Source organism: Acidovorax sp. NO-1, from assembly GCF_000238595.1.
GTDB lineage: Bacteria > Pseudomonadota > Gammaproteobacteria > Burkholderiales > Burkholderiaceae_C > Acidovorax.
This window is the reverse complement of record NZ_AGTS01000077.1, coordinates 46,658-62,110: the sequence shown is the minus strand read 5'-3', so window position 1 is coordinate 62,110 and position 15,453 is coordinate 46,658. Positions and strand designations below refer to the sequence as shown.

Sequence of the window (15,453 nt, the reverse complement as noted above, 5' to 3'; positions counted from 1 at the left end):
AGGCCAGGACCGCCGCGCAAGGGCCGCCCCGCCGCGCTGGCGGTGTCCCCCTTCCCGAATGGCACAGCCATTCGAGAGAAGGGGGAAGGCGCGCAGCGCCACAGGGGGTTGTTCTCTAGATAGCGGATTCTTCGTCAGAAGCACGTGCGGCAGGTGTGGCCTTGCCGCGGTCGGTTTCGCTGGTCTCGAACTTGCCGTCATCTTCTTCCGCCGTCTCGTCGCCCTCTTCCAGGCCCAGATCAAACGCACGGGCCTTGGCGCGCAGCACCAGCAGCATTTCGATGAAAAGGTCGCGGCATTCATAGCGCAGCAGCCAGGCCATCTGCATCCAGTCGCGGTCGGCCACCTCGTCCTGGTCCACGCGCGGCTGCACGTAGCCCGAGGCCAGCAGCTCGTCGTCGCTCAGCGTGACACCGTAATCTTCGGTCGCGTCAAAGGTGCCGGTGCGGGCAAAGGCCTCGATGCGGCTCCACTTTTCGGCAAAGTAGTTGGCCAGGGCCTCGGCGCCGCCTTCCAGGTCGCCAATGGCGGTGAGGAACTCCACCGGGTCGGCGTCGTCGCGGAAGACCACGGCGTTGACCATGTTGCGCAGGTGCGTGTGGGTGAGGTCCTTGTACTGCTTTTCCAGCACCATGGCGCGGGCGAACTGCTCGGGCGTGACCAGCAGGTTGACCACGGAGGCCTTGGAATCGTCGTACTCGCGCATCACGGCCAGGATGTCCTTGGGCGCGAGCTGGTCCAGCACCACCATCAGGGCGTTGTCGCCTTCGGCATCCGCCAGTTCGGACAGCGCGGATTCCGCGCCCACGATGTCACCGGCAGCGATGAGGCTCGTGGTTTTGGTGATCAGGGCCAGGTGTTGGTTGCGGTCACTCATGCATCTTCCTTCTTGATTTTCCACATCGCCGGGCAACACGCGCAGTCCGGTGAAACTGGCGTGGCCCAAGCCAGTGCGCCCGTGGAGCTGGCTTTGCCAGGCCACCGGGTGCGTCCCCCTCCCGAAGGAGAGGGGGAAGGCGCTGAAGGCGACTCAGGGGGTGGTTCATTCTTTCCGCTCAAAGCCCACATCGGCCAGCCAGTTGGCGCTGGCCTCGTCGCGCGTACGGCTGTTGTGCGGGTCCACCGCATCGTCGGCGCTCAAGGCGTTGTAGTCGTCGTCGTGTTCGGCGGCGTCTTCACCGTCGTCCTCGGCATCGCTGTCGCCATGGGCTGCGGCAGCAGGGGCCATGCGGGCGTGCTGCTGCAGGTATTCAAGGCCGGCAGCCACCGCCAGAAAACGCGCGCCCAGGGGCTCACGCAACACCGTTTCGGCCAGGCCCATCGCCCAGGGCTCCAGCACCACCGCGTGGCTCAGGCTGTGCCAGTCGGGCAGCTCGTTCACCGGCAGGCCCAGCAGGTGCTCCACCGCCGCCGGTTTGAGGAAGCGAAAGCCCCGGTGAAAGACCACCGCCACCATCTCGGGGGCCAGCTCCATCATCTGCACCAGAAACGCCATCTCGTTGCGCTTTTCGGCCAGGCGCTTGCGCAGAACGTCCTTGCCTTCGGAATCGGAGATCAGGTCATCCAGCTCGGCCTGGTAGGCGGAGCGAAGGTCATAAAAATAAGGAGATAGTTTCACAGGGCAGAAGGATTGGAAAGAATGCGCGTGCTGTAGGCCTGCCAGATCTCCTGGGCGGTCTGCAGCGGGTCGTCCAGCAGGTTGCGGCGACGGTTGTCGTCATAGGCCTGGCGGGCGTCGTCGTCGGACAGCACCTCATAGGCCTTTTGCACCTCGGCAAAGCGCTGCGCGGCGTCGCTGGCCGTATTGCGGTCGGGGTGGTAGAACGAGGCCTTCTGGCGAAAGGCCTTCTTGATGTCTGTCAGCGACGCGTTGGCCGCCAGCCCGAGGGCTGCGTAGTGGTCTGCCGTCATGACAAAGTGGGTTTGTACTTCAAAGGCTGCAAATCAGTCCCTGGTGGTGCCAGTGGAACCGCGTCAGCCACCCAGGCTCACAAACACGTTCTGCACGTCGTCGTTCGAATCGATGGCGGCCAGGAAGTTCTCGACCTCCTCCAGCTGCTCGGCCGTCAGGTTGGCGGGGTTCACCGGGTTCTTGGGCTTGTAGCCCAGCTTGGCCGACAGCACGGTGAAGCCATGGGCGGGCAGCGCGCGGCTTACCAGGTCCAGCTCAGCCGGGTCGGTCCAGAAGGTGGTGGTGCCGGCTTCATCGCCGGGTTCGCAGTCCTGCGCACCGGCTTCGATCGCGGCCTCTTCGGGGTCGGCACCTGCCACGGCAGGCTCGGCTTCGATCATGCCGACATGGTCAAAATCCCAGGCCACCGAGCCCGACGTGCCCAGCTGGCCCTTGCGGAACAGCACGCGCATTTCGGGCGCCGTGCGCTTGACGTTGTCGGTAAGGCATTCGACCATCACCGCCACCTGGTGCGGCGCAAAGCCTTCATAGATCACGCGCTCGTAGTTGACGGCATCGGCCCCGGTGCCGGAGCCCTTCTTGATGGCGCGCTCCAGTGTGTCCTTGGGCATCGACGCCTTGCGGGCCTGCTCCACCACCAGGCGCAGGCGTGCATTGCTGGCCGGGTCGGCACCGCCACGCGCGGCCACGGTGATTTCCTTGACCAGCTTGCCAAACAGCTTGCCCTTGGCATCGGCCACCTGTGCCTTGCCTTTTGCTTTCCACTGCGCGCCCATGGGTTACCTTTGTGTATGTTGGAAGGATGTTTGCCGTGGGTCGCTCCGCGCGGCAAAACCCTATAGTTTACCCGCGGCCATGCGGCCATCGCGTTCAGACGACCCTGTCGCTGTCGTGGCGGTGCCAAACGGGGTACATGTGCGCGGCGCCCGGTGGGCCAGCGTGTAACCTCGGCAGCCTGCCCGCCGGGCGCCCTCGCCTCTGAATCTCTCCCATGCTCAACACCCTGTGGCTCGGTTTCTTCATTACAGCGGCGGTGGCCGCGTTAGCCCAGTGGCTGGTGGGTGGCAATGCCGACATCTTTTCGGCCATGGTGCAGGCGCTGTTCCAGATGGCCAAGCTCTCGGTCGAGGTGATGGTGCTGCTGTTTGGCACGCTCACGCTGTGGCTGGGTTTCTTGCGCATTGCCGAGAAGGCGGGCCTGGTGGACGCACTGGCGCGCTGGCTGGCGCCGCTGTTTGCCGCACTCATGCCCGGCGTGCCGCGCGGCCACCCTTCGCTGGGTCTGATCACGCTGAACTTTGCCGCCAACGCCCTCGGGCTGGACAACGCTGCCACGCCCATCGGCCTGAAGGCCATGAAGGCGCTGCAAGAGCTGAACCCCGAGCCCGACACCGCCACCAACGCGCAGATCCTGTTCCTGGTGCTCAACGCATCCTCGCTCACGCTGCTGCCGGTCACCATCTTCATGTACCGCATGCAGCAGGGTGCGCCTGATCCGACGCTGGCTTTCTGCCTATCCTGCTGGCCACGTCCGCATCCACCCTGGTGGGGCTGCTGAGCGTGGCCGTGGTGCAGCGCCTGCCGCTGTGGAGCCCCGTGGTGCTGGCCTACCTGCTGCCCGTGGCGCTGGGCCTGGCGGGCTTCATGGCGTTGCTCACCACGCTCAGCACCGCCGCACTCGCATCCCTGTCCTCTCTGCTGGGCAACCTCACCCTGTTCGCGCTGATCGTGCTGTTTGTGGCGCTGGGCGCATGGCGCAAGGTGCCGGTGTACGAGGCCTTCATCGACGGCGCCCGCGAAGGCTTTGACGTGGCCAAGGGCCTGCTGCCCTACCTGGTGGCCATGCTGTGCGCGGTGGGCGTGTTCCGCGCCTCGGGGGCGCTGGGGTATGTGCTCGATGGCATCCGCTGGTGCGTGACCACGCTGGGCGCCGACGCAAGGTTTGTGGACGCACTGCCCACCGCCTTGGTCAAGCCGTTTTCAGGCAGCGCGGCGCGCGCCATGCTCATCGAAACCATGCAGACCCAGGGCGTGGACAGCTTCGCCGCCCTGGCCGCCGCCACCGTGCAGGGCAGCACGGAAACCACCTTTTATGTGCTGGCCGTGTACTTTGGTGCCGTGGGCATTCACCGCGCCAGGCACGCCGTGGGCTGCGCGCTCCTCGCCGAATTGGCGGGCGTGATCGCCGCCATCATGGTGTGCTACCGGTTTTTTGGATGAAATAGGCCGTCCGCGCTTATGAGGTAAGCGCGAGCAGCTATCAATTAAATTGCAACTTAAGCCTCAGCCACCGGCAGGCCCCGGCGCCGCCACCAGCTCCCACTCAGCCAGCTGCTCGTTGGTGGCAATCAACCGCCCTACCAGCAGCTTGATGAACGCCTTGTCAAAGCGCGACTGCAGATCTTCCGACGCCTCGCGCAGCGCGGGGTTGCGCACCTTGAGCACCAGCACCTCGGTCTCGGCCACGGCGGTGGCGGTGCGGGTGCGGTTGTCGGGGCGCAGGTAGGTCATCTCGCCCAGCGTGACGCCAGGGCCCAGCGTGCTCAAGTTCCAGCCCTGGCGGCTGACGGCCACCTGGCCTTCGATGAGGATGCAAAACGAGTCGCCGGGCGTGTTCTCGCGCATCAGCACGGTGCCTTGCTCCAGCCGGCGCCAGCTGCCAAGGCGCATGAGCTCCCACAGCGCGACGTCGTGAAAGTCTGCAAAAAACGGCAGCGCGCGCAGGGCGGCAAAGCGCTCGGCCTCAGTGTCTTGCGAGCGCTGACGCGGCAGGCCCCGGTGGGCCGCCAGCAGCGCCTGGGCAAAGTCGGCCCAGGTGGCAAAGCGGTCGGCGGGCTCCTTGGCCAGCGCGCGCAGCAGCACCTCGTCCACATGCGCCGGCAGCGATGCGCGCAGCAGGCTGGGCGGGGTGGGGGCTTCGTGGCTGATCTTGTAGAGCGTGGCGAAGTCGGTGTCGCCATCGAACGGGCGGCGGCCGGTGAGCAGCTCGTACACCACCACGGCCAGCGAGAACATGTCGCTGTGGTGGGTGAGGTCCTGCTCGCGCACCTGTTCGGGCGACATGTACGACGGCGAACCGACCAGGCCCGAGAGCTGCGTCGCGTCGCTGCGCAGAGAGAGGGCGGCGCCAAAGTCGGTCAGCTTCACATCGCCGCCGCGCGCCAGCATGAGGTTGGCGGGCTTGATGTCGCGGTGCACCAGGCCCTCGCGGCAGGCGTATTCGAGCGCGTTGCAGCACTTGAAGGCAATGTCCAGCACCTGGGGCACGGGCAGCAGCGTATCGGGCGTTGCAAAGTCGGACAGCGGCTGGCCGTCCACGTATTCAAGCACCAGATACGGCGGCAGCGCGTCTTCGTCCGCATCCAGCAGGCGCACGATGTTGGGGTGGCGCAGGCGGCCTGACAGCGCGGCCTCGTTGCGCAGCAGCTTGCGGTAGCGCTCGGCCAGCTCGGGCTGCTTGAGCAGGTGAGCATGGGTCTGTTTGATGGCGACTTTGCGGCCCCGGAAACCATCCAGCCCCAAAAAACGATGCCGCTGGCGCCCCGGCCCAGTTCGCGTTCGATACGGTACTTTCCGATGGTGGCGGGGGTCTGCTGCGGTGAGGACATGGGCGCCATTGTGGCAAATGCAGTCAATTGCATGCCAAAAGAGGCTCCAGCGCTCGTCCATAAAGCGCCTACAGCTATTTTGTTGATAGCATCGACACCATGCCATCCACGTCTCCCCTTTTACTTGGCGCCACGCTGCTGGGCGGCATCGGCCTGTTCCTGCTGGGGATGACCATGCTGACCGACGGTCTCAAGGTGGCGGCGGGCCGGGCGCTGGAGCGCATCCTCGCCGCCTGGACGCGCACCCGTCTGCACGGTCTGTTCACGGGCGTTCTGCTCACGGCGCTGATGCAGTCGTCCACGGCCATGACGGTTGCGGCCATCGGTTTTGTCAACGCGGGGCTGCTGTCCTTCACCGCGGCGTTGTGGGTGGTGTTCGGCTCCAACCTGGGTTCGTCCGTCACGGGCTGGCTGGTGGCGGCCATCGGCTTCAATTTCAAGATTGACGCCTTCGCCCTGCCCTTCATCGGCGTGGGCATGGCGCTCAAGCTCACGGGCGAGGGTACGCGGCGCGGTGCTTTGGGCACGTCGCTCGCGGGGTTTGGTGTGCTGTTTCTGGGCATCGACCTGCTCAAGGACGGCTTCGAAGGGCTGGGCCCGCAGTCGCTGCCGGCCTTCGGCACCGACGGGGCCAGCATGGCGCTGGCCGTGCTGATGGGTCTGCTGCTCACCATCGTGCTGCAGGCCTCGTCGGCCACCCTCGCGCTGGTGCTTACCGCCGTGGCGGGCGGCATGCTGCCCGTAGAGGCGGGCGCGGCCATGGTGATTGGCGCCAACGTGGGCACCACGCTCACCGGTATCCTGGCCGCCATCGGCGCCACGTCCAATGCGCGGCGGCTGGCGGCGGCACATGTGCTCTTCAACGTGGTCACCGCCGTGGTCGCGATGGTGCTGCTGTCACCGCTGCTGCGGTTGATCCATGGGCTGGGGGTCTGGCTGACCGGCAACGGCGATGTGGTGACGCAGCTTGTGCTGTTTCACACCAGCTTCAACGCGCTGGGCGTGCTGCTGATGTGGCCGCTGTCGGGGCCGCTGGTGCGCTTTCTGCTGGTGCGTTTCCGCTCGGCCGAGGAAGATGCCGCCCGCGCCCGCTACCTGGACCACAACGTGGCCGCCGTGCCCGAGCTGGCCCTGCAGGCCCTGCGCCGCGAGCTGGCCCACCTGGGCCACTGTGCGCTGCGGCTGGCGTCCGACGCCGCACGGCTGAACCCGGTGACCCTGCACTGGCCCGCACCCGCGCCGCAGTCCGACGCGCGGCTGGCGCGCCAGCTGCAGACGGTGGAGCAGCTGCAAAGCCAGATAGGCGCTTTCGTGAGCGAGGTGAGCCGCCAGCCCATGCCGCAGGACGTGGCACGGCAGCTGCCCGAGCTGCTGCGCATTGCCACCTATTTCGACACGCTGGCGCGCGTGATGCACCACGTGGGCCAGCAGGCCGTGCACACGCTGCGCCCGCCCGTGCCCGCCGTGACCATCCCTTGGGCCCCCGCCGCGCCTGCCACGGGGGCACACGACGCACTGCTGACCTGCGTGGTCCCGGTGTTTACGGCGGCGCTGGATTTCTTTGCTTCAGACGAAGCGGGCGGTACCTGGCTGGCGGAGGAGGCCCACAACGCCTTCGAGGAGCGTTACCAGGCCGCCAAAGCCGCGCTGCTGCAGGCAGGCGCGGGCGGCACGGTGGACGTGGCCGCGGCGGTGGACTGGCTGGCCCAGCTCAGCGACCTGCGCCGCGCCGTGGAGCAGGGCTACAAGGCCGGCCAGCACCTGGCGGCGCTGCCAGCGCTGGTACCTGAAAAGTGATCAGCCCAGCGCCTGCTCAAAGTCGGCCAGCAGGTCTTCCACCTCTTCCAGGCCCACGGACACGCGGATCATGCCGTCGCCCATGCCCATGGCAGCGCGCACGGCAGGGCCGGCCTCCCAGAAAATGGTGTGCGCCACCGGGATGATCAGCGTGCGCGTGTCGGCCAACCCGTGGCCTTGATGGGCAGCTGCAGGCGATTGCAAACGGCCAGGCACTGGTCGGGGTTGCGCAGCTCGAACGACAGCAGCCACGAGCCCGCCTTGAGGTGCTTGCGCGCATACGCGTGCTGCGGGTGCGAGGGCAGCATGGGGTACAGCACGCGCGAGACGGCCGGGTGCTTCTGAAGCCACTGGGCCAGCGCCAGGGCGGTGGCACTGGTGCGGTCCATGCGCAGCGCCAACGTCTCCGCGCCCAAGGCCAGCTGGTGGGCTGCGTGCGACGACAGCGTGCCGCCCATGTCGCGCAGGCCCTTCTTTCGTATCTGCTGCAGGCCCCAGCTCTTGGCATCACCCTTGCGGTAGGCCGCAAAGATGTTGGGGTAGCCCGACCAGTCGAACAGACCCGTGTCGGTGATGGCGCCGCCCAGTGCATCGCCCTGCCCGCCAATGCTCTTGGTGAGCGAGTTGACCACCAGGCCCGCACCCACCGTGGCCGCGCGGAACAGGTAGGGCGAAGCCACGGTGTTGTCCACCACGTACAGCACGCCACGTTGCTGGCACAGTGCGCCAATGCCTTCCAGGTCGGGGATCTGCGTGCCGGGGTTGGCAATGGTTTCAACAAACACCATGCGGGTGTTGGGGCGCAGCGCGGCGGCCACGTTGGCGGCGTCGGTCACGTCCACCGTAGTCACTTCAATGCCCAGGTCGGCCAGCGTGCCGAACACGCTGTTGGTGTTGCCAAACACAAACTGGCTGGCCACCAGATGGTCGCCCGCCTTGAGCAGCGTGAGGAACACCGCGCAAATGCCCGCCATGCCGGTGGAGAAAACGATGGAGCCATGCCCGCGCTCCATCTGCGTGATCTTGGCCTCCAGCGCCGCCGTGGTAGGCGTGCCCTGGCGCGCGTAGTTGAAGCCGCCCTTGGCCGTGCCCTGGAACACGGCGATCAGGTCCTCGACCTTCTCGTAGCCGTACTGCACCGAGGTGTGGATGGGCTTGTGGATGGCCCCCTGCTCGGCGCCGCCCAGGCGGTCGGCGTGCACGATCTGGGTGGTGAAACTGTGGTTCTGCGGTGTCGTCATAAAAATCTGCGGCTGCTCTGTTTCATCTGGTCTACGTGCAAGGCGGGACGATATATACCGGCGCGCCCTTGACGCCAGCGCACCCGTGGAACTGGCTCTGCCAGGCCACCGGGTGCGTCCCCCCTCAGGGGGGAAGGCGCGCAGCGCCTCAGGGGGGCTACCTTTCCGGTGCGATGTGTTCAGCGTAATCGTACAAGGCACCCAGGATGTCCTGCGTGCGCTCGTCGTCGGCGGTCTCCGAGAGTTCGTCGATTTCGGTAAACAACTGCTCCACCGTGCGCGCCCCGCCCTGCCCGTCGAACAGGCAGGCGGCGCGGTGGGCCTCCCAGCGTTCCTGCTCCTCGGGCGACAGCGTCTGCGGAAAGTTGCGCGCCCGGTAGCGCCACAGCAGCTCGGCCAGGCGCGGGTCGTCAAAGTTCGCACGCGCCTTGGCCAGTTGGTCGCCGCTCAGGGTGCGCAGGTCGTTCAGCAGGCGCCGGTCGTTGTTGCCCACAAAACCGCCGTACAGGTCCTGGTCCACATCCGGCGCGGGTTCTTGCGGGCGGGCAAACACCGCCGGCCAGATGCCGCTCATGTCGGGCAGCGCGCACGCCACCTCGGCGTGCTGCGCGGCCTGGGCCAGGTCGATGCCCCAGCGCTGCGCCAGCGCGGGCGTGAGCGTGTTCACATTGCCCACCACCATGGGCGACTTGTTCAGGTGGATGGTCTTGATGGGCAGGCGCGTGACGCCCTCGGGCAGCGCATCGGCCTTGCTGAACATGCGCAGGCGGATGTCCTCCACATTCAAAGTGGCCAGTTCGCGCGGGTCGTGGGCCAGGTCCCAGGCGATCAGCTCGTTCTTGTTGGTGGGGTGGCTGGCCAGCGGCCACATCACGGCCAGGCAGCCACGCTCGGTGGGGAACATGCCCGACACATGCAGAAACGCCCGCGCCGTGACTGTGGTGGCGGGCAGCCGCAGCTCGGCGGCCACGCGGTCCTTCTTGTGAAGGCTCAGCGCAAAGTCGAACAGCTTGGTGTTGTGCTGGCGGATGAGGCGGGCCAGCGCAATGGTGGCGCGCACGTCCGACAGCGCATCGTGTGCGGCCTCGTGCACCAGACCGTTGGCTTTGGAGAGATGTTCGAGCTTGAAGCTGGGCGTGCCGTCGTCCTTCTTTGGCCAGGTGATGCCGTCAGGCCGCAGCGCATAGGTCATGCGCACCACGTCCAGCAGGTCCCACCGGCCGCACTGGTTCTGCCACTCGCGCGCATAGGGGTCGATGAGGTTGCGCCAGAACATGAAGCGCGTGATCTCATCGTCAAACCGGATGGTGTTGTAGCCCACGCCAATCGTGCCGGGCTGCGCAAACTCGGACTCGATGCGCGCGGCAAACTGGTGCTCGGGCACGCCCTGCTCCAGGCACTGCTGGGGCGTGATGCCGGTGATGAGGCACGACACCGGGTCGGGCAGATAGTCGTTGGCGGGCTGGCAGTACAGCATCAGCGGCTCGCCGATTTCGTTCAGCTCGGCATCGGTGCGGATGGCCGCGAACTGCGCAGGCCGGTCACGCCGTGTGTTGGCGCCAAAGGTTTCGTAGTCGTGCCAGAGAAAGGTGTGTGCGTGCATGGCGGGCGGGGCGGGAACAGCCGTCAAATGTAACCGGTTTTAAGGTGTTTTTGGCCCCCAGCGCATATCCATAAAGCGCTAGCAGCTATCAAAACGATAGTGCAACACACAGACACAGGGGATAAGTCGGCACGCGGGACAATGGGGCCATGCACGCACCGAACTCCCTTTTGCGCACCTTGGCACCGTGGCCCATGGCAGCAGCCCTGGCGCTGGCCGGCTGCGCATCTGCCACCTCGCCACCCACGTCGCAACAAAACGCGCCACCCATCGCGCCACCCCCACCCGCCCTGTCCACGCCCTCCACGCCTGCCGATCCGCACACCGCAGAATTTTCCGCCTGGCGCGCCGCCTTCACCCAGCAGGCACTGGCAGCGGGCATCCGCCCTGACACCGTGCGCGACGTGCTCGGCCAGGCCCAGTGGCTGCCCCGCGTGGTGGAACTCGACCGATCCCAGCCCGAATTCACGCGCCCGCCGTGGGTCTACCTCGACAGCGCGGCCTCACCCCAGCGCATTGCCAACGGCCAGGCCAAGCGGGCCGAGCACCAGGCCGTGCTGGACGCCGCCGCCGCGCGCTATGGCGTTCCCGCCCCGGTGCTCACGGCCATCTGGGGGCTGGAGAGCAACTTTGGCCAGAACTTCGGCAGCTTCCGCACCGTGGATGCGCTGGCCACGCTCGCCCATGAAGGGCGCCGCCGCGCGTGGGCGCAGGGCGAGCTGCTGGCCGCACTGCGCATCGTGGACCAGGACCACATCGGTGCCGACCGCATGGTGGGCTCCTGGGCCGGCGCCATGGGCCATACGCAGTTCATGCCCACCGTGTTCCTGGCCTACGCAGTGGACGCCGACGGCGACGGCCAGCGCGACATCTGGGGCAGCATCCCGGACGTGGCCGCGTCCACCGCGCACTTTCTCGCCCGCTCGGGCTGGCGCAGCGGCGAGCCCTGGGGCGCCGAGGTGCGCCTGCCGCCGGGCTTTGACTACACCCGGGCCGAGCTCAGCGTGCGCCAGGGCGCGGCGCAGTGGGCAGCAGAGGGTGTGCAGGCAGTGGAGGGACAGACGTTGCCCACGCTGGCCGAAGCGTCCATCCTGGCCCCGGCCGGCGCGCGCGGGCCCGCCTTTTTGGTGGGGCCCAACTTTCGCACCCTGCTGCGCTACAACAACGCGGTGAACTACGCGCTGGGTGTGGCGCTGCTGGCGCAGCAGATCGACGGCGGGCCGGGCGTGGTGGCCGCCTGGCCCCGCGACCTGCAACCCCTGTCGCGCGAGCAGGTGCGCACCCTGCAGACGGCGCTGAACGAGCGCGGCTTTGACACCGGCAAGCCCGACGGCGTGGCCGGCCCCGCCACGCGGGCGGGACTGCGGCGGTATCAGCAGAGCGTGGGCGCGGTGGCGGACGGCTACCCGACTCTGGAGCTGCTGGAGCGGCTGACTGCGCAGCCCTGAATTTCGCTGCGCTTAACTTGTGCGCATGGACCCTCAGGGCGTGACCAGCCCGTCCATGCGCACCACCTCAAAATGCCGGCCCAGCACCAGCCGCAGTTCGGACTTGAGGCGGTCGTTGTTCCAGCGCTCGTCGGGCGCGCCGCTCAGGAACCAGTTGGAGCCGTTGTCAGCCACCATCATCCCGTGCGTCTTGAGCGCGGTGAGGATGGCCCGGCTCTCGGCCGAGAAGCTCTCCGGGATCACGTAGCTGGCCTTGAGCCGCACGCGCATGCCCATGGGCGGCAGGTTGGCACTGGTGCTGCTGGAGGCCCAGTGCGTGGCCGGCGGCACATAGGCGCGGCGGGTCTGGCTGACGGTAAAGCGCAGCGCATGCCGTATGCCGCCCGGCCCGCGCGAGGCCTCGTCATACCGCACCAGGCCCGGAAAAATCGGCAGGCCGGCCGCGTCGGCGCTGGTCCAGCGCGGCTGCGCCGTGGGGCGCACGGTGTTGCTGTCGAGATGGAAAACGGCCCCGCCGGAGGTGCGCCAGCTGCCGTCCGGCTGGGGGTAGCTGTTGCCCGTCTCGTAGAGGCGGTTGTTGTCCCGGTCGATGACGACCACATGGCGGTCGCCAGCGCTGGCCGGCCGCCTTCAATGGGCGCGTTGGGCGGAATGGGATACGGCCCGGGGTCGCTTTCGGCCGCATAGTCGGTAAACACCACCGGCACGCGCGGCTGGCTGCCCTGCACCACCACGTAAGGGATGCCGATGGGCGCGCCTTCCCACAGGCCCGATCCAAAGTCGGGGGACAGGCCGCGGTCCAGGCCGATGCTGGCGATCAGGTTGTCGGAGTTGGAGTCCACCGGGCGCGTGCTGATGTCGGTGTTCCACGCGTTGTCGGCCGGAAAAGGCACCGCGCCGATCAGCGAGGCGTCCACGCCCAGCGCAGCTCCGTTCAGATCGCCGTAACTGGCGGTGCCCGGTGCCGGTGCTGGCGTAGGAGCAGGCGCGGACGGCGCGGGAGCGGGCGCCCCGGGTGTCGGGCCGGGTGCGGGGTCGGCGCCGCCGCCTCCCCCACAGGCAGCCACCGCTACACACAGGCTGATGATGGCGAATGCGGCGATGGACGCCCGCAAGGCACGCTCCGGCTGCGCGCAGCGGAGGTTCGAAACGTCGGAGGGAGAGCGTCATGCCGCGCCTTTCGTGCAGGAAGCGCGCAGTATGTGCTGCAGTGCCGCGCTGCGGGTGTCTGTCACCTTGCGGACCTGTTCGCAAACGTATCAGCGCAGTGGGCACGCGCAGGCGCAGACTACAAATCTCATAGCACCTTGCGCCCGTTCCACGCCATTTTTGGCCTTCATGGCGCTCAAACGCTCAACCATCAAGCGCTGGTAGCTATCAAAACGGGAGCTAACAATAAAAAAGCCGACCGTCGCAAGGACGGTCGGCCTGGGTAAAGACGCCTGGATGGAAAGCGGCTGGCCGGTGGGCCCGCCGCGCATCACCCTGCATGCCTCAGTCGGCGGTGGCCTCTTCCGGCTCGGCTGGTTCGGACTTGGCGGCGCGGTCCTTCTTCGGCAGCGGCTGGATGTCCAGCAGCACCTCGGGGGTTTCCACACCCTTGTCGTCGGTCTTCATCTCGATGTCCACCGTCAGGCGACCACCTTCGGTCAGGCGGCCGAACAGGAGTTCGTCGGCGAGCGCGCGGCGGATGGTATCCTGGATCAGGCGCTGCATCGGGCGCGCGCCCATCAACGGATCGAAACCCTTCTTGGCCAGGTGCTTGCGCAACGTGTCGGTGAAGGTGACTTCCACCTTCTTCTCGGCCAATTGGGTTTCGAGCTGCAGCAGGAACTTGTCCACCACACGCAGGATGATCTGCTCATCGAGCGCCTTGAAGTTGACGATGGCGTCCAGCCGGTTGCGGAACTCGGGCGTGAACAGGCGCTTGATGTCGCCCATCTCATCGCCCGCCTGCCGCGGGTTGGTGAAGCCAATCGTCGCCTTGTTCATGGTCTCGGCGCCCGCATTCGTGGTCATGATGATGAGCACGTTGCGGAAGTCGGCCTTGCGCCCGTTGTTGTCGGTCAGCGTGCCGTGGTCCATCACCTGCAGCAGCACGTTGAAGATGTCCGGGTGCGCCTTCTCGATTTCGTCGAGCAGCAGCACGGCGTGCGGTTTCTTCGTGATGGCTTCGGTCAGAAGGCCGCCCTGGTCGAACCCCACGTAGCCCGGGGGCGCGCCGATGAGGCGGCTCACGGCGTGGCGCTCCATGTACTCGGACATGTCGAAGCGGATCAGCTCGATGCCCATGATGTACGCGAGCTGCTTGGCAGCTTCGGTCTTGCCGACCCCTGTAGGGCCGCTGAACAGGAACGAGCCGATCGGCTTGTCGCCCTTGCCCAGGCCCGAACGCGCCATCTTGACGGCGCTGGCGAGTACTTCCAGCGCCTTGTCCTGGCCGAACACCACGCTTTTCAGGTCGCGTTCAAGCGTCTGTAGCTTGCCACGGTCGTCGTTGGACACATTGGCGGGCGGAATGCGCGCGATCTTGGCCACGATCTCTTCGATCTCGGCCTTGCCAATGGTCTTCTTGCGCTTGCTGGGCACCATGATGCGCTGGGCGGCACCGGCCTCGTCAATGACGTCAATGGCCTTGTCGGGCAGGTGGCGGTCGTTGATGTACTTGGCACTCAGCTCCGCCGCAGCCTGCAGGGCGGCGGCGGCGTACTTCACGCTATGGTGCTCTTCAAAACGGCTCTTGAGACCCTTCAGGATGTCGATGGTCTCGGCCACGCTGGGCTCGACCACGTCCACCTTCTGGAAGCGGCGGGACAGCGCTGCGTCCTTCTCGAAAATGCCACGGTATTCGGTGAACGTGGTGGCGCCAATGCACTTGAGCTGACCGCTGGAGAGCGCTGGCTTCAAGAGGTTCGACGCATCGAGCGTGCCGCCCGACGCAGCGCCCGCACCGATCAGGGTGTGGATCTCGTCGATGAACAGAATCGCGTTGGGCTTGTCCTTGAGCGACTTGAGAACGCCCTTGAGGCGCTGCTCGAAATCACCGCGGTACTTGGTACCCGCAAGCAGCGCGCCCATGTCCAGCGAATACACGGTGGCCTCAGCGAGGATCTCGGGCACGTCGTTCTGGGTAATGCGCCAGGCCAGGCCCTCGGCAATGGCCGTTTTGCCCACGCCAGCTTCGCCCACCAGCAACGGGTTGTTCTTGCGGCGGCGGCACAGGATCTGGATCGTGCGCTCCACCTCATAGTGGCGGCCGATCAGCGGGTCGATCTTGCCGTCTTTGGCGGCCTGGTTCAGGTTCTGCGTGAACTGCTCCAGCGGCGAAGCCTTTTCGCTGCGCTCGCCACCACCGCCTTCCTCACCTTCAGCCTGGTTCTCGGCTTTTGCGGGCTCTGGCGGTTCGCCCTTCTTGATGCCGTGGGCAATGAAGTTGACCACATCCAGGCGCGTCACGCCCTGCTGGTGCAGGTAGTACACGGCATGCGAATCCTTCTCGCCAAAGATGGCTACGAGCACGTTGGCACCCGTGACTTCCTTCTTGCCGTTGCCGGTGGACTGCACGTGCATGATGGCGCGCTGGATCACACGCTGGAACCCCAGCGTGGGTTGCGTGTCCACCTCATCGCTGCCAGCGACCTGGGGCGTGTTGTCTTTGATGAAATTCGACAGCGATGAACGCAGATCATCGATATTGGCCGAACATGCGCGCAGCACCTCCGCTGCGCTGGGGTTATCGAGCAATGCAAGCAACAGATGCTCCACGGTGATGAACTCGTGGCGCTGCTGACGGGCCTCAACGAAGGCCATGTGCAAGCTGACTTCCAGTTCCTGGGCAATCATG

At 66.6% G+C, this 15,453-nt stretch carries 10 protein-coding genes and 2 pseudogenes; 3 read left to right on the top strand and 9 right to left on the bottom strand.

Annotated elements, in window-relative coordinates; all coding sequences use genetic code 11:
* Nucleotides 1-115 precede the first annotated feature (115 nt).
* From KYG_RS10235 to KYG_RS10220, 4 genes are all read right to left on the bottom strand, one after another.
* On the bottom strand, nt 116-877 hold the full coding sequence (locus KYG_RS10235; RefSeq protein ID WP_008904817.1) for a hypothetical protein: 762 nt from the start codon (nt 875-877) through the stop codon (nt 116-118).
* Between the two features lie 165 nt (nt 878-1,042).
* Complete coding sequence (locus KYG_RS10230) at nt 1,043-1,618, bottom strand: hypothetical protein (protein WP_008904816.1); 576 nt, start codon at nt 1,616-1,618, stop codon at nt 1,043-1,045.
* Nucleotides 1,615-1,911, bottom strand: coding sequence for a DnaJ domain-containing protein (locus tag KYG_RS10225; protein ID WP_008904815.1), 297 nt, complete (start codon nt 1,909-1,911; stop codon nt 1,615-1,617). Before KYG_RS10225 ends, KYG_RS10230 begins: the two co-directional genes overlap by 4 nt.
* A gap of 63 nt (nt 1,912-1,974) precedes the next feature.
* Nucleotides 1,975-2,688 carry a YebC/PmpR family DNA-binding transcriptional regulator gene (locus tag KYG_RS10220; RefSeq protein WP_008904814.1) on the bottom strand — a complete coding sequence of 238 codons (714 nt, stop codon included), beginning with the start codon at nt 2,686-2,688 and terminating at the stop codon, nt 1,975-1,977.
* A gap of 215 nt (nt 2,689-2,903) precedes the next feature.
* Between KYG_RS10220 and KYG_RS10215 the strand changes: the two are divergent.
* Nucleotides 2,904-4,132: pseudogene (locus KYG_RS10215) on the top strand (nucleoside recognition domain-containing protein).
* 63 nt (nt 4,133-4,195) lie between these two features.
* Here KYG_RS10215 and KYG_RS10210 read toward each other — a convergent pair.
* Nucleotides 4,196-5,434 (bottom strand): protein kinase, encoded by a 1,239-nt coding sequence (locus KYG_RS10210; protein WP_008904811.1) that lies wholly within the window; start codon nt 5,432-5,434, stop codon nt 4,196-4,198.
* Between the two features lie 185 nt (nt 5,435-5,619).
* On the opposite strand from KYG_RS10210, the gene KYG_RS10205 reads away from it, so the two are divergent.
* Nucleotides 5,620-7,317 (top strand): Na/Pi cotransporter family protein, encoded by a 1,698-nt coding sequence (locus KYG_RS10205; protein WP_008904810.1) that lies wholly within the window; start codon nt 5,620-5,622, stop codon nt 7,315-7,317.
* On the opposite strand, the pseudogene KYG_RS10200 reads toward KYG_RS10205, so the two are convergent.
* Nucleotides 7,318-8,558: pseudogene (locus tag KYG_RS10200) on the bottom strand (cystathionine gamma-synthase family protein).
* Nucleotides 8,559-8,715: 157 nt separating this feature from the next.
* Entirely contained in the window at nt 8,716-10,161 is a 1,446-nt protein-coding gene (sbcB, locus tag KYG_RS10195) for an exodeoxyribonuclease I (protein ID WP_008904809.1), read from the bottom strand.
* 149 nt (nt 10,162-10,310) lie between these two features.
* Between sbcB and KYG_RS10190 the strand changes: the two genes are divergently transcribed.
* Complete coding sequence (locus KYG_RS10190) at nt 10,311-11,609, top strand: lytic murein transglycosylase (protein ID WP_034694033.1); 1,299 nt, start codon at nt 10,311-10,313, stop codon at nt 11,607-11,609.
* A 33-nt stretch (nt 11,610-11,642) separates the two neighbouring features.
* On the opposite strand, the gene KYG_RS23290 is transcribed toward KYG_RS10190, so the two are convergent.
* Nucleotides 11,643-12,209 carry a hypothetical protein gene (locus KYG_RS23290; protein ID WP_008904807.1) on the bottom strand — a complete coding sequence of 189 codons (567 nt, stop codon included), beginning with the start codon at nt 12,207-12,209 and terminating at the stop codon, nt 11,643-11,645.
* An 894-nt stretch (nt 12,210-13,103) separates the two neighbouring features.
* On the bottom strand, nt 13,104-15,452 hold the full coding sequence (clpA, locus tag KYG_RS10180; protein ID WP_008904805.1) for an ATP-dependent Clp protease ATP-binding subunit ClpA: 2,349 nt from the start codon (nt 15,450-15,452) through the stop codon (nt 13,104-13,106).
* Between the last annotated feature and the right edge of the window lies 1 nt (nt 15,453).

Bases quoted from the DNA above. Each gene is read 5' to 3' on its own strand.
- KYG_RS10235 (WP_008904817.1), bottom strand. From the start codon at position 877: ATGAGTGACCGCAACCAACACCTGGCCCTGATCACCAAAACCACGAGC.
- KYG_RS10225 (WP_008904815.1), bottom strand. From the start codon at position 1,911: ATGACGGCAGACCACTACGCAGCCCTCGGGCTGGCGGCCAACGCGTCG.
- KYG_RS10220 (WP_008904814.1), bottom strand. From the start codon at position 2,688: ATGGGCGCGCAGTGGAAAGCAAAAGGCAAGGCACAGGTGGCCGATGCC.
- KYG_RS10205 (WP_008904810.1), top strand. From the start codon at position 5,620: ATGCCATCCACGTCTCCCCTTTTACTTGGCGCCACGCTGCTGGGCGGC.
- sbcB (WP_008904809.1), bottom strand. From the start codon at position 10,161: ATGCACGCACACACCTTTCTCTGGCACGACTACGAAACCTTTGGCGCC.
- KYG_RS10190 (WP_034694033.1), top strand. From the start codon at position 10,311: ATGCACGCACCGAACTCCCTTTTGCGCACCTTGGCACCGTGGCCCATG.
- clpA (WP_008904805.1), bottom strand. From the start codon at position 15,452: ATGATTGCCCAGGAACTGGAAGTCAGCTTGCACATGGCCTTCGTTGAG.